The sequence below is a fragment of the Silvimonas amylolytica genome, from assembly GCF_014645555.1.
Taxonomy (GTDB): Bacteria; Pseudomonadota; Gammaproteobacteria; order Burkholderiales; family Chitinibacteraceae; genus Silvimonas; species Silvimonas amylolytica.
Map to the genome: position 1 here is coordinate 763,443 of NZ_BMLY01000001.1, position 16,447 is coordinate 779,889.

Sequence of the window (16,447 nt, forward strand, 5' to 3'; positions counted from 1 at the left end):
CTACCGGACGAATACGCTCAGGGATTGTTTTCCGGTGGGCGATTGACAGGCTCCGGATACCACCCTGTCTCCGGCACGAGTACCGCGCCTTCGGGCTGCATTCTGAAATGCGGGGACATGATCTGGACGCCCCAACGGTTAAATTCATCCTGGATTTCAGCATGCAGGATGGACAGGATCCCGACGGCCCGCATCGGTTCTGCACAATGCGCAAACAGTTCGTACTCGACATAAAAATCTGACAGGCCGCGCTGTACAACGTAGGGCTCCGGCTGCAGGGCCAGTCCTGGGGTTCGCTTGGCTGCATTGACCAGCATGGCATGCACCTGGCGCCACGGTGTGTCATAGCCAATGGTGACCACCGTCGAGAGCAGCGAACCGGCCTCGCCCGCAGCACGGGTGAAATTGCGGATGTTATTGCCCACCACTACTGCGTTGGGGATGGTGATTTCTTCCTTTTGCAGCGTTGTGAGCTTGACCGACAGCGTCGACAGTTCCGTCACCACGCCACGGGTATCGCCAATGGCCACGAGGTCTCCCCGGCGCAATGCGCGCGAGTAAACCAGCACCATCCCACTCATAAGCTGGTTCACGATACCGGCTGAACCAAGGGTGATCATAAAACCAAAAAGAACCGACAATCCCTTGAAAACATCGCTTTGCGAGCCCGGGATATAGGGGTAGGCAAACGTTAAACCGAGAGCCCAGACGACGACGGACACCATGCGCCGCGTGGCACCAGCGGTGTCCGGATGCATGCCAGGCACTTCCAGCCGGCCCTCCTGCACGGCGATAAACACGCGGGCGATCACATCCTGAATGGCACGCGTGATCATCAGGATCACGATCACCGTGATAATGCCTGGCAAAGCGTCGACGAAACCACGCGCAATGCGTGCCAGCAGGTCCAGCAAGAAGCCACCCAGGCGTTCTCCCACCGGTTGCGTCAATGCAAACTGGTCAAGCGTATAAATCAGCCACAAGTAAATAAGCGCGAGAGCGGCAAATGTCCCGACGATCTGCGTCACCCTGTTGGCAAGCGCCATACTGGCATCGAGCCAGTCGAACCCGCTGACCTCGATATTGGCCTGTTTGCGACGCGTTCTGCTGATCGCAGCCAGCAATGCCTTTCTGGCCTTGCCCATGATCCAGAGCGCGACAAACAACAGTAACAAGGCAATCAGTGCAGCAATGACGCCATGAATGAGGTTAGGCCAGTGCACGCCCTCCAGTCTGGCCTGCAGGGCGCTTTGCAATTGTTTTTGCACATCCGCGACAAATACATCGAAGGAGCGATGATCATCTGCGGCCATATCTTCTTTCACGACATAAAACAGTAAGCGGTCCCCGAGTTGATACACCGTCACCGGGGTGGTGTCGTAGGTGACGGTGAAGTGACGCAACGGCTCATCAAGCTCTGCTTCTTTTAGTTCCTGCAGACGTTTGAGACCGCGCTCTGCACGATCCTGCGGGCTGATTCCGGCCACGGTGGCGCGAAAAGAGACGATATCCCGGTTCACAAAACTGAGCGCAGATGGCGCTGACGCAATCGTTGTACCCGCAGAAGACGGCGACGACGCCGCCGATTCCGCCATGGTCAATCCTGAAAAAAGGATCAGCAGCAGACAGAAAAACCGGATACCCCAAGTGTTGAAGTACTTCATGGTGGAGACGTCCCTGCAAAAAGACATGGTTGGGCAGCCTGGCTTGCCCACGTACGCTAGCCATCTCATGGAGGTAGCCGTTCGCGACAGGCGTAATCGCAACGGATGCACCACCATGAATGGAGGTTAATGGCTGATATGCCCCGGCGCGGTATGCAGCAAATGCGTGCGGCGATCGCTACTCAATGAAAGATAGCGCTCGTACTGACGCAAGATGTCCGCAATGATTTCCTCTTCGCGCAGATGCTGGATGTCGTATCCCTCGCGCCCGTCTTCAAAGAAAGTCACCGGTTCGTACACCAGACCATCGTCATCATCTTCGGCCTGCGCTTGCGCCAGCATGAACGCCGGCAAGACGCGACTGGTTACGCGTACGCCGTAGATAAAGTCCCGCACACCTTCAATCGGGATCACAAGGTGGACTCCATCTTCGGTATTGTCACCGACCACCTGGGCCTGCACATCGCGGCGCTGCAGCTCTGCACTGACCTGACGCATGGCAGAGAGCACCTTGCTCTGCAGGAACAAGCGCACTTCTTCCTCTGTAGAACGGTGCACCAGTTGCGCCAGGCGTTTACGCCAGTGCGCGCCACTCCAGAAACTGGTGGCATGAGCCAGATCTTGCGAATAATGCGCGAGATCAGCTTTCAAGCCTCGCCATAAGCCAAAACACAGCAGCAACATGATGATGGTCAGCGGCAGCGCCGCCACCAGTGTCATGGCCTGCAGGGCCTTCAGGCCACCTGCCAGCATCAGGATCGCGGCCGTCAGCCCCAGCACCACTGTCCAGAACAGCCGCTGCCAGACCGGGGAATGCGGCGCACCACGCGTGGCAATGATGTCCGCCACGAGTGCCCCGGAGTCTGCAGACGTAATGAAAAAAACGGCGATCAACACAATGGCCAGCACCGACAGCAGCGTGCTGAACGGGAAGAAATCAAAGAAGTGAAACAGCAAGGCATCCACCTGCCCGGCCGAGTGTGAGAGGTCACCCATCGCCTGATGGCTGTCGATCCAGATTGCACTGTTGCCAAAAGCCGTCATCCAGATCAGGTTGAATGTGGCTGGCACCAACAAAACGCCAATCACAAACTCGCGAATCGTGCGGCCGCTGGAGATTTTGGCGATGAACATACCCACGAATGGCGACCAGGAAATCCACCAGGCCCAATACTGGACCGTCCACGAACCAAACCAGCCCGGAGTGGCCGGGGGTTGATAAGCAAAAGTGCGAAAAGAGAGCGATACAAGATTGCTCAGGTAGTTACCCACGTTCTCGCTAAATGCCAGCAATAGATGGGTCGTTGGGCCGCAGATCACGACAAAGAGCATCAGGATGATGGCAATGGTCAGGTTGAGTTCGCTCAGAATCCGCACGCCCTTGTCCACCCCGGTTGCGGCTGATGTGCCGGCCAGCCCCATGACCACGATGATCAACCCTATCCGGAACGCAGAGGAACTGGTCTCCCAGCCGAACACCTGATGCAGACCGGCACTCAATTGCAGCACACCGTAACCCAGAGTGGTTGCAATGCCGGCAATGGTGCCGATCAGTGCAAACGCATCAATGATGTGGCCAACAGGACCATTGATCCCGTTGCGCAACACGGGGTAAAGGCCAGAACGCAAGGTCAGCGGCAGGTTGTAACGAAAACCGAAATACGCCAGCACCAGACCCATCACGCCGTAAACTGACCACGCGTGAAAACCCCAGTGGAAGAATGTCGAGAGCATGGCTTCGCGCGCCGCTGCCGGGGTGCCGGCAGCTTGCGTTGCGGGTGCGACGTAATGCTGCATGGGCTCACCCACGCCGAAATACATCAAGCCAATTCCCATGCCTGCCGCAAACAGCATGGCGATCCAGGACACAAACGAATACTCAGGCCGCGCGGTATCCGGCCCCAGGCGGATATCGCCAAAACGGCTGGCGGCCATCAACACCAGGAACACCAGGAAACCGGTGACACTCAGGATGTAAAACCAGTCGAAATGCGTCGTCACCCAGCTCTCAGCGCCGGAAAACAGCGCCAGCGCTTCCTGACGATAGGCCACGCAATACACCAGCAAGCCCGCCACGACCGCCAGCGCAGGGATGACGACGGGCGCGGCCAGCGTCGTGACAGGCCGCGTTTGCGTCGCTTCGGTGTCCGTGCCGGCGGGATGGGACATGAAAAACTCCTTGGTGTCAGACCGGGCCAGCCTTAAGGGGCCACCCGGCCTTGCAGCGCGTTGCCATCAATGCTCAGGGTGCGTTAACAACCACATAAGTGACGTTACTACCCTGGTATTGCGGCTGGTACCAGGTGCTGCCGCATTGCATGTATGCCGTGTTCCCGCGCATGACCTGAACACAACTGGATGGCATTTGATTGGCGTTGACAATCGAGCCCACCACGGCCGAAGTGACTGCAACAGTCGCGGTGACTGCGGCTGCCGTGGCCACCGGATGATAGTGATCATGATCATCGTAATAACGGCCATGATCACCATCGACGTTCACGTTGACGTCACGGTTGACGTTCACGTTGTTGTGACTGTTGTTGACGTTGACGTTGTTACGGTTATTGGAGTTGCGCTGCACATTGGCATTGTTGTGTTGCGCTGCCGGGCGGGCTTCATGCCCCCCACCACCGGCATGATTGACGGAGGCTCTGGCCGCTCGCTGGGCCTGCGCATCCATCGTCACGGACATCAACACAACACTGGCTGCCAGCAGCACGCCAAGGCCCGGCTTGAAAATCGAAGTGGTTTTCATGTCAGTGCTCCTCATTGCGCAGCCGTATCGGCATCCGCTTTCTTCAGCGGAATGGCGATGTCGCCTTTACCAGGCTGGAAGGTGAACGCGCCCGATTTGACGGCTGGTTTGAGATTCCAGTGGTATTCAGCCGAATACTCAGGCTTTGATTCACTGTCCGTTGAGGTAATCACCAACCGGCATGGCAGCGGATTACCCTCTCTGGCGATCCACAATTGCCAATCTACGTTGGGCTGACTGAACGCATAGTGATCACACACTTTGCCGGCAATCTTCGACGGGCCAACATAGGCGGCCATGGTCAGGGCATCAATCTGGTCCTGGTTGCGACCAAACTGGAACAAGTCTTCCATGGGGACCTGAATGCCGTAATAGTCCTCGATTTCATGCAGCATGTCGTAAACGTTATCCGGGGCCTTCACCGTGGTGTAGTACTTCAGCGCTGGCGAGTACTGGGTGAACTGCGTGCCGTTGTAGTAGAAATCGCGCACATAACGATCACTTGCCAGATGCGCCACCAGGTGCGCGCGCCCATCAACGGTCATGTCCACCTTGCCAAGCGTCTTGACCTTGTACCCGGAGTCGAGTTCGACATCCTGGCTGACCTGCGCCTCAACACTGAAACGCTTGAGTGTGCGCAGATAACTGCCCATGTCGCTCAGGCGATTGATCACGTCCTGGTTCAGCACAGGCTTGGACTGAACCTCATCTGCCGCGTATCCGCTTGTACTGACGACAAGCAGCATGACGGACAGCCATTTGGCAGGCGACTGCATGATGACCTCCAGGAAATCCGGGATGAGAAAACACGGTTATAACCGCTGGAACGCGTATGTCTGCCAGCGAGAAGTGCGGCCAGCGCTCCCTATTGATACAAGCAAACTTAGTAAATTGAAAGAAATGGATAAGTCAAAAGCAAGAAAAATCCATTCCTTTTTCGGTTGATGGGATCAACCGTTCCGCCCTCTCCAACTGGATTAATCCCCTGCTACCCCGGAGCAACGGGTGACCGATTACCGATCCTGCGGGTCAGCGGCCTGCAAAAGAACAGCGTGTGGCCAGGTTTCGCCCAAGTGCGCAGTGAAACAAACGTGGTTTGCCATCCATACCCTGACCTGTCGCGTCCATCGCTATCCCGCAACAGAAGCGGATATATCTGTCTTGTCACGTTTGTCTTTCTTTTGTCTCTGTCTATATTTGGCTTTCTACTTGCATATTTCTTTCCAGTCTTAAAAGTCACGTCTGCAACGACGCACGTGCACTTTCAAGGCCGGGTGAGTTGTTACAGAGAGCCCGCATGCCACAGCAAACCACGCGCAGCCCGGCCCATTTGCGACCCCAGGCCAGAGCGCTGGCACTGGAGCCCAGAATCCTGTTCGATGGCGCGGTAGCAGCCAGTGTTGAACATCATCAGCATCACACAGATGTGCACGCTCAAGCCGCCGACAAGGCCACGACGCCCCAGGCGCGCAACGGCGCCACAGCTGCGCATGCGGCCAGCGCGGACACCCCGCAAGCACGCGACGGCACCACCGCCACCAAGGCCGCCAGCGCAGAAAATCCCATGCCGCAGGCCCGGGACGGCGCGACTGCAGCGGCCGCGACACCTGCGCAAAATCTGGTGGTGATCGACAGCCGCGTTGATAACTACCAAAGCCTGCTGACCGACTTACCGCAAAACACCCAGGTATTGATCATCAATGCGGGTGACGACGCCCTCACCGCCATCTCCAGCGCGCTGGCAAGCATGGGTAAGGCCGATTCCATCCAGATTTTTTCGCACGGGGCGGCGGGCCAGTTCACCCTGGGCAACCGCACTTATGACGCGCAGACTTTGCAGAGTCTGGCCAGCAGCATGAGTAGCTGGCGCAGTGAGTTGACTGCAGGCGCAGATATTTTCCTGTACGGCTGCGATGTGGGCGCCGGTGCAGAAGGTCAGACCCTGGTCAATACGCTGGCGAATATCACCGGCGCGGGTGTGGCGGCATCCAGCAATGACACCGGCGCGGCCAGTGCAGGTGGCGACTGGGTGCTGGAGGTATCCAGTGGCGTGATCGATCGGCACATCGCACTGAGTGACAACGCGGTATCGCACTACGGAGAACTGCTGGCCAATGCCAGCCCCACGGTCACCATCAGCACGCCGACGACCAGTGTCCTCCTGGGCGATCAGGTGACTTTCAACGTCACGCTGACCAATGCATCCAGCCAGGTAGGCTACGCGCCATTTATCGACCTGTTCCTGCCCAAAACCGGCAAGGATGGCGACGATGGGTTGAGTTTTGTATCGGCCAGCTATCTGGGTCAGGCGGTGACCGCCTACGTGGTCACCTTTGATAGCAATGGCAATGCAGTTCACCCGCTGGCCAAGGACAGCAGCGGCAATTCGTTGATCATCAACGCGGCGAGCTATGGCTTGCGCGCGGGCGACTCCATGGTCGTGCTGCAACTGCCCTACGGCAGCGTCAGCCAGTCGCAACCGGCCATCACGGTGCAGGTCACCGCATCACTCAGCGACCTGGCCGACACCAGTTTGTCCAATGCTTCGCCGGATCTCGTCGTCAAAGCGCGAGGCGGTTTCCAGTTTGGGAATGACTCGCTCGACAACCCGACCACCGACCCCAGCATTGTTGGCGCAGCAACGGCCAGTTTTACCGTACACCCGACCGTCGTCACACTGACCCAAAGTGTACAGATGCCCGAAGGGGAAACGGTGACTGGCCCCAACTATGTCCACACCGAAACAGTCACGATTACGCCGGCGCCGGGCCAGACCATTGATAACGTGGTCGTCACCCAACCTATGCCTGACAACGTGCAGGTCACTGCAATCACGCCCAGCAACGGCGGTACCGTGACCTCGCTGACATTGCATGATGGCACCATCTTGACCAACCCGACGGCCATTGCGGCAGCCATTGCCAGCCAACCTTTGTTCATCAGCAGTTACACCGTCACCTACAGCAGTATTTCTGCACCGGTCGATGTGGTGGTCAGTTTTTATGTCCCGGAATCCGATGCCAACGGCCAACCCGTACTTAATCCGCAAACCGGTGCCAATGTTTCCATCACGTTCGGCACACCGACTGCGAGTGGCGAATGGGTGCCGCTGGACCCGCGCGACGTAACGCCGCCTGCAACAACCATTGATTTCTCAGGCTCTGGCGATGGCACGGGCGGCACCTTTGTCGCCAAAGCGTTGACGGTGCAAAAAACCGTCACGGACACCAACGATGTCGGCACCCCGGGCATCACCCCGGGCGACACGCTGGATTACCAGCTTGATCTGGCCATTTCAGACTTTTTTGCAGTTGGCGAGACGCTGACGCGCAATGGTTCGTTTGTGCTGACCGACACGGCAAGCGACGGCCAGACCGTGACCGGTACGCCCACCTTTACCTTCAGCATTAACGGCGTTTCCCATACGGTCGCGCTGAACTACACCAGCACCGTCAATGCCGACGGCACCACGACGTTACGCTTTGATATCGCAGGCTCCATTCTCAATGCCGGTATTCTGGGTGCGCTGGTCGGTGATCTGGCATTCGACAATAACCAGCAAGGCGCCACGACCGGGACCATCCACTACACCACGCTGGTCAATCAGGCCTACACCAGCAGCCACCCGCAAAGCGAAATCAACGAAGGCGACACGCTAGGCAATAGCGCGACCGTCAGCGGCACATTGATGGTGGATCGCGTCAACCTGACTGGCAGCACGGTGTCAGATACCTCCAGCACCAGTTCTACCATTGCCACCAGCGCGGTGGATATTGAGATCACTGGCGTCAACGGTGGTACGCCACCTTCCAGCGGAGAACTCAACCCGGGCGACGTGGTGACCTTCGAGATGAGCTACGACCTCATCACTGGTGACTACGAGAATTTCTCACTCACGGCTTATCTGCCGCTGCCACTGTTCAATCTGTCTTCGATCAACTGGAGCCAGGGCACGGGGGTTGGCACCTGGGCCATTGGATCTGGCAATACCAACGGGGGCGCCGTTGACAGTGTGACCACCGGCGCCGGCAATGCCGTCATCTTCAATTTTGGCGACTACGCCACGGCCAGCACCAGCGGCAGCAAGATCGTGGTGACCTTTACACTGAAGGTGGGTGACACGCCGTATGCCGATCAGCGCTCACTGAACGTATTGGCACAGTCCGACCAGACCACCACCCTGACAGGCCAGCATCTGGTGTCATCCGACGTCGCGACCATTGTGTCCGTCGCCGAACCCGTACTAACAATCACCCAGGGCGTGGTTTCCAATACAGGCAATGGCGTCATTACCGGCACGACCGGAACGTGGTCTGCGCCTGGTTCGACGGGTGTGCCGTTTACCGGCAGTGTCACGGACCTCACTACCGTCGCCGGCAGCATTACCGGGATTGATGGCGGCGACACCCTGCGGCTGGCCACGGCAATTGAAAACTCAGGCGGCGGTGGCGCGTACGACGTCGTCACCAGCGTAACGATCCCGGCAGGATTGCAGTTTTCCGGTGGTTCGCTGGCTGCAGCAGATCTGCAAATTTACCGCGGCGACGGCACTTTGCTGGTCGCCGGCACAGACTACCAGGTCAGCGGCAACGTCATCACCTTTCTGGACCACAACAGCACCGCCACCCTGCTGCCAGGTCGCAGCGGCACTGCGGCGGACACCAGCGGTCAGAATGTGGTCGTGATCACCTATGACGTGAAAGTGGTGGATGCAATTGCCGCATCTGCCACGCTGCAGACGTCAGCCATTTTGAGTAATTACGCCAGCGTGGAAGGCGGCACGGATTTCACCCCGGTCGACCTGGTGGCCCAAACCGGTGAACAAGTTGCGGCACCCACCGTGAACGCGGTATTTGCCGGCGGCAGCAACACCACCGCACCGGATAGCGACTCCTCAGCCAGCCATACCACCGGCAACAATCTGGTCATTGGCGAGGGCATGCTGTATGACCTCGTGGTCACCTTGCCGGAAGGCACAAGCCAGACGCTGTCGCTGGATGGATTGATTCCGGCGGGAATGCGGCTGGATACCAGTTTCAACAACGGCCTGGGTTATCAAGTCATTACCACCAGTGCCGCAAGCACCGCGTTGACGGGCAACTTTGCCGGCACCGTTACAGTCAGCGGCATAAGTGGGCTATCAGGCGGGACGCTGGGCAATGACGGCGTGGGGGCACACTGGACGTTCTCTGGCTCGTCCGCTTCTGCGGACAACGTCACCACCAACAACAGCTTTGTCATCCGTGTCCAGCTGATTGCCGACAACGTCAGCAGTAACCAGGCCGGAACGCAATTGCCCGTCAGCGCGCGCATCAGCTACAGCGATCCGGATGGCGATACCCCCAACGGTGCCACGCCTGCCACCCGTACGGTGAACCAGAGTATTTCGGCACCAACGGCGGTGGTGGTCGAACCCACCTTGCAAGTCACGCAGTCTTACACCGGCGGGTCAACGCTGGGCGTAGATGAAGGCGATACGGTCGACTACACCATCACCATCACCAATGGCAGCGCCAGCAGCGATTACAACGCGTTTGATATCAACTTCCAGGATGTACTGCCCAGCGAACTGACCGGCCTGAGTCTGGTGAGTGTGAGTTTGAACGGCGGAGCAACCAACAATGGCGGGAGTGATTTTCAACTGGTGGGTCATACGCTGTCTTCGGTCAGCGGTGCCAATATCGACATCCCCAAGGGCGGGTCGATTGTGTTGCATGTCACCGGCACCGTGGTTGCCGCTGCCGCCAGTGAACAGAATTTCAGTAACACCGCCACGGTGCAATGGACCAGCCTGGACGGCACCCAGGCCAATTCAGGGCAAGCCACCGGAGAACGCACCGGTACGGACGGTGTGTTGAACTCCGGCGTGCTCAATGATTACCGCGTCGCCAACACACTGGTGGTCCCGGTTGAACAAGGGTTGATTATCTCCCGCGTCGGTGGTCTGCCCGCCACCCCAGCCCCCAATCCGACCGATACCGCAAGTGAACAGGTCACGATCGGCGAACTGATCCGCTATCGGGTCACCGCCGTAGTCGCAGAAGGCACGACCAATGACTATGTTCTGCAAGTGACGCTGCAAAATGGGCTGCAATTTATTAACGACGGCACCGCCAAACTGGCGCTGGTCTCCGATCAAGGCAATATCACCAGCAGTTTTTCCGACCTGGTCACTGGCGGCTCACTGGATGTCGTCGGCAGCCGCGATACCGCCATTGGCCAGAACATCACCGCAGACCTCTCTGGTGCAGCGCCCAGCGCCATTTTCAACACAGCATCGCATCTGACGGTCACGACGGACAGCAACGGCAACCAGGTGCTGCAATTTCATCTGGGCACACTCAACAACCCGGATAACGACCCTAACCTGGAAGGGATTTCGCTGGAATTCAGCGTGCGGGTCATGAACCAGGCCTCGAATGTCGCCGGTGCTGCGCTCGCTGTCTCGGCACAGACCCAGTCCGGCAGCACCGTGCTGGCGCACTCGGACACCATCTCAGAAAACATTGTCGAGCCAGTGCTGTCAGGACTGAACAAACAGATTATCCAGTTTGACCCCAACGCAAATGGCAGTAGCGGGACGGCGCAGGTGGGCATCAGCTTTACCGCCGGGGGGACCATTCCTGCCTACAACGTCGAACTCACCGACGGCTACCCCAGCGGCAGCAACCTTACCGGCCTGACGCTGGTCATTAACGGCACCAGTTATGACATCAACAGCAGCAGCATCCCGTCCAGTCTGGGTTTCAGCTACTCCTTCACCGGCAACACCATCACGGCAGATTTTGCCGAGCTAGACCCTGGCACGACCGTCAAGCTGACTTACCAGATCACGCTGCCTAACTCGGCCACGATTGCCAGTACCAACGCCAGACTGACCTGGACCAGCTTGCCCGACAGTTTCACGACCTGGGGTGGATCAACCGTTGGCACCAGTGCTTCGACCACCGGTGAACGAACAGGCAGCGGCACTGGCGCGAACCAATACGTGCTGACTGAGGGCGCCGGCCTGGGGCTGATCAGTGGCACGCTGTGGGATGACACTGCATCTGCCACCGCATCCACCACGCCGGATGGCCCGGCACTGGCCGGCCAGACCGTGACTCTGACCTGGGCCGGTGCAGACGGCAATCTTGCGACGACCGCCGATAACCTCACCTATACCGCGACAACCGATGTCAATGGTCAGTACCACTTTGGCGATCTGGCCGCCGGCGTGTACCAGATCACGACCAACGCGGGTATTTTCAACTACGGCACGATCGGTAACGTCGCGGTGCGGATCGATAGCGACAGCAGCACGCCACTGGGCCAGGTCAACCTCACCGTGGGTGAGTCCGGCACAGGCACGGCCAATTTCGGCTATGTCCAGCAGAATGATCCGCCAGTCAACCACCTGCCCTCGCCGCCTACCGGGCTGGAAGATACGTCACTGCATATCACCGGTGTCAGTATCAGCGATGTGGATGCCGGTAACGGCACGATGACCGTCGCCCTGGGTGTATTACATGGCAAGCTGAATCTGACCCCGACCACCGGCGTGACCATCACCGGCCAGGGCACGGCCAATGTCGTGCTCAGTGGCAATATCGTCAACATCAACACCGCACTGGCAACGCTGACTTACCTGGGCAACCAGGACTACAACGGCACCGATACGCTGACAATGACCACCAACGATAACGGCAATTTTGGTGATCACAATGGCGATGGCATTCCAGGTCAGGCAGCCGATGCGCTTTCCGTCACCAATTCGCTGCAAATCAACATCACCCCGGTCAACGATGCACCCATTGGGGTAAATGACACTGCCGCCGCCACAGAAGCGGGCGGTACCAACAACAACACGGTGGGGGTTGATCCGCGCGGCAATGTGCTGACAAATGACATTGATGTCGATATCGCCACCAATGGCGACGTATTGCACGTCGTTGCCGTACAGCCTTTGAACGGCACGCTGGGCGCGGTCGCCGCCACGGGCAACGTGTTGTTTGTGGGGCAGTACGGCACGCTGAGTATGGGCGCGGATGGTGGCTACCAATACACCGTTGATAACAGTAACCCCGCAGTCCAGGCATTGCGCACGGCAGGCCAGCGACTGATAGACAGCTTCACCTACACACTGGCCGATACCGCTGGCGCGCAATCAACGGCCCTGTTGGTTGTCACCATTCACGGCGCGAACGACACGCCAACTGCGACTCTGGATACGGGTACTGCAACGGAAGCTGGCGGGGTCAACAATGGCACCGTCGGCAGCAATGCCACGGGCAATGTGCTGACCAACGATTCGGACGTCGATAGTGCCGCCAATGGCGAAGTACTGCATGTCAGTGGCGTGCGCAATCAGCCGGCCTCATCCAGCAGCCCGCTCACGCCTGTTAATACGGGCACCACGAGTGCCAACGGCACACAGATTGTGGGTACCTACGGCACGCTGACTATTGGTGCTGATGGCACTTATCGTTACGTCGTCGACAACAACAACGCCGCGGTGCAAGCCCTGGTGCCAGGTACCTCTTTGCTGGATACCTTCAGCTACCAGGTGACCGATGCCGGCGGGTTGAGCGATCTGGCCAACATTGTCATCACCGTTCAGGGTGCCTACGACAATCCGGTCGCTACCGATAACACCACGCATGCCACGGCCGGTTCGCCCGGTCTTGGCACTGCGGCCATCGCCGGCACCGGCAACGTGATTACCGACGACAACGGGCAAGGCGTCGATCACGATGTAGACGCACCCGATCAAGTTGCCGGCGCGTTGACCGTCACCGGCGCAAGAACCGGTACGGAAGCCGCGGGCGGCACCATCAGCAGCGTGACTGCGGGCAGCACTTCAACCAGCAGCGCTCTGGCATTAACCGGGTTGTATGGCACCCTGCATATCGGGGCTGACGGTAGTTATGAGTATGACGTCGACAGCAATAACGCCGCAGTCCAGGCCCTGCCCGCGGGCGCCACGTTGACCGAAACCTTTACCTACCGCTTGAGTGATAGCGAAGGGTTGACCGATACCGCCCAGCTGGTCGTCACCGTGACCGGTGTGAATGACCCGCCGGTACCGACTGCAGATACCGCCCATGCAATCGAGGCTGGCGGCGTCAACAATCAGACTGCGGGCCTTGACCCGACCGGTAACGTCCTGAGCAATGATCGTGACCCGGATGGCGATGCCATGAGCGTGACTGGCATCCAGACCAGTGGCGGCACGACCGGCACGGTAGGCACGGCGCTAGTGGGCGCGCACGGCACTTTGACGCTGGGCGCCAACGGCCAGTACACCTACGTCGTCAACAATAACGATACAGCCGTACAGGCGCTACGCACCGCCAGCGACCAGATCACCGACCAGTTCACCTATACCGTCAGCGATAGCCACGGTGCCAGCGCCACCACCACGCTCACCGTCACCATTACCGGCCAGAACGATGCCCCGGTAGGTGTCAATGACACCGGCGACGCTACCGAAGCCGGCGGTGTTGGCAACGCCACGCCTGGCAGCAATGCCACCGGAAACGTTCTGACCAATGACCAGGATGTCGACAGCGGAGACACCAGGACCGTGAACGGCGGCCATGCTGGCGCGCTGGGTACAGGCAGCTTTACCGCCGTTACCGCCCCAACCGCCTTCACCGGTCAATACGGCACGCTGACGTTGCAGCCCGATGGCAGTTACACCTACGTGGTCGATAACAGCAATGCCACCGTCAATGCACTCGCGCCAGGGCAGACGCTGGTTGATAACTTTAGCTACCAGTTGCGTGATACGGCCGGGTTGACCGGCACGGCGCAACTGGCCATCACCGTTCACGGCGCCAACGACGCGCCGACCGCACAACTCGATCTGAACTACGCGTTGTCTGACAACGGGCAAGGTCAGCAGGTCAATGCGAACGGCAATGTCATGACCAACGATCACGACCCGGACAACGGCGACACGATCACCGTCACCGCCGGCGGCACAGGCTCGGCCTCCAGCAACCCGTCGCTCAACCCGGTCACAGCGGGCAGCAGTGTCAGCACGGGCACACCGCTGACGCTGACTGGCACCTACGGCACGCTGACTCTGGGCGCAGATGGCACCTACCAGTACGTCATCGACGTCAACAACCCGGTAGTGCAAACGCTGACAGGCAGTAGCTTCCGGCTGGAACAGTTTGCCTATCAGATCACAGACAGTGGCGGTCTGACCTCGACAGCCACGCTCGACATCATTGTGCGCGGCCGTAACGACCCACCGGAACCGCAGCCAGACACTGCACTGGCCGTCGAAGCCAGCGGCCTTCACAACAGCACGCCTGGCCTGAACCCCTCTGGCAATGTACTGGACAACGACACCGACCCTGATAACGGTGATGTATTAAGTGTCACGACCGTGCACACCGGCGCACCAGGCAGCGGTGGCACCCCGGTCAATGCCGGAACTACGCTGCAAGGTCAGTACGGCCAACTCGACATGAACGCCGATGGCAGCTGGACCTACACGGTCGATAACTCGCTCCCCGCCGTCGAAGCTCTGCGTACGGCAGGTCAGACCCTGACCGAGCAGTTCACTTACACCGCCAGCGACCAGTGGGGGCTGACCACAGACGCCACGCTCACGGTTGTGATCAGCGGCCGCAACGATACGCCGATTGCAGTCGACGACACCAATACCGCCGTTGAAGCGGGCGGCGTCCACAACGGCACGCCGGGCATCAACCCCACCGGGAACGTGCTCAGCAACGATACCGACGTGGACAGCACCGTCAATGGCGAAACCAAAGCCGTCGGCAACTTTGCCAATAGCAGCGGTCGATCAGTCGCGGCCGGTAGTGCGCTGGCCGGCCAGTTCGGCACGCTTACCATCAATGCCGATGGCAGCTATCAATACACGGTGGACAACAGCAACAGCCAGGTCGATGCCCTGCAGCAGGGCCAGACACTGACTGAGGTCTATACCTACCAGATGCACGATGCCGATGGCGCAACCTCCACCGCGCGCCTGAGCATCACCATTCAGGGCCGCAATGATGCGCCGGTCGCCAACCCGGACACCAACGTGGCCAGCGATCAATTCCCTTCGCCACAAGCCACGGGCAATGTCCTGACCAACGATACCGATGTGGACAACGGCGATCATCTTGCTGTGGCCGGGGTACACACCGGGCAACCGTCTGAGACCGGTACGCAAGGCCAGTTGGGTCAGCCATTGGCCGGGCAGTATGGCACCCTGGTGCTCAATGCCAATGGCAGCTACAGCTATCAGATCGATCTGACCAATCCGGATGTCCTCAAAGCGGCCGGCATGGGTCAGGTCTTGCATGACACCTTCACCTATACGGTGACTGATCTGGCTGGCGCCACCAGCCAGGCCACGCTGACGCTGAATCTGGATATCTCTCAGCCTTACGTGCCACCGCCCTCACCCTCACCCCCGCACGATGGTGGAGATGCCGGGCCGCACTACGGCTATGGCTACGATACGCCCTACACCGCCGGGTTGAACCGCAGTGTCGATCCCGTGGTGTTCGTCACACCGGAAGTCCAGGTCGTCGATGCCCAACTGGAAGTCAGCGCCTGGCAGGCCGATGGCAGCGATCTGCGCCTCGGTGGCCTGCAAGGGCCACTCAGCCCGTCGATCGGAGCTGGCCTTGGCTTGATCCCGGATGTTCACGTCGCCAACAGCGTGCACCAGAGCCAGCAGGAGTCCGCGCTGGATCAAGCCTGGCTGATGGGACGGCAGAGCCGTACCGATCTGACGGCAGATGGCTTGCTCGACAACCCGTCCGTCTTTGCGCTGACACCCCGGTCCCTGACGGAACACCCGGTCACGCAGCCCCATTCTGCGCCGCATCACGGCCACCGGCCTGCGCCTCACCATCACGCAGCTCCACGTACGGCCGCCGGTTTCAAGGCCCAACTGGAAGCAGCCTCGACCAGCTTGCCGGCAAGCTTGCGCCAGACTACCCCTCAACCCCACACAGAACTCGCTCATGAGGCGTAAACAAGGAGAACCTATGCGGAGGATCCCGCACCGTCCCGC

Annotated in this window: 5 protein-coding genes; 1 reads left to right on the plus strand and 4 read right to left on the minus strand. The window is 59.3% G+C overall.

The features are described from left to right. Positions 1-17 precede the first annotated feature (17 nt). The 4 genes from IEX44_RS03475 to IEX44_RS03490 all read right to left on the minus strand — a co-directional run bounded on the left by IEX44_RS03475 (position 18) and on the right by IEX44_RS03490 (position 5,195). Positions 18-1,664: a mechanosensitive ion channel family protein gene (locus tag IEX44_RS03475; RefSeq protein ID WP_229678722.1), complete on the minus strand. Its 1,647-nt coding sequence runs from the start codon at positions 1,662-1,664 to the stop codon at positions 18-20. Between the two features lie 126 nt (positions 1,665-1,790). Then, positions 1,791-3,833 carry a BCCT family transporter gene (locus tag IEX44_RS03480; protein WP_188688865.1) on the minus strand — a complete coding sequence of 681 codons (2,043 nt, stop codon included), beginning with the start codon at positions 3,831-3,833 and terminating at the stop codon, positions 1,791-1,793. 73 nt (positions 3,834-3,906) lie between these two features. Beyond that, complete coding sequence (locus tag IEX44_RS03485; protein WP_188688868.1) at positions 3,907-4,419, minus strand: hypothetical protein; 513 nt, start codon at positions 4,417-4,419, stop codon at positions 3,907-3,909. A gap of 11 nt (positions 4,420-4,430) precedes the next feature. After that, entirely contained in the window at positions 4,431-5,195 is a 765-nt protein-coding gene (locus IEX44_RS03490) for a DUF2092 domain-containing protein (protein WP_188688871.1), read from the minus strand. Between the two features lie 521 nt (positions 5,196-5,716). Here IEX44_RS03490 and IEX44_RS03495 point away from each other — a divergent pair. Beyond that, a complete protein-coding gene (locus IEX44_RS03495; RefSeq protein WP_188688874.1) occupies positions 5,717-16,408 on the plus strand; it encodes a cadherin-like domain-containing protein in 10,692 nt (3,563 codons plus the stop codon). Positions 16,409-16,447: the final 39 nt, after the last annotated feature.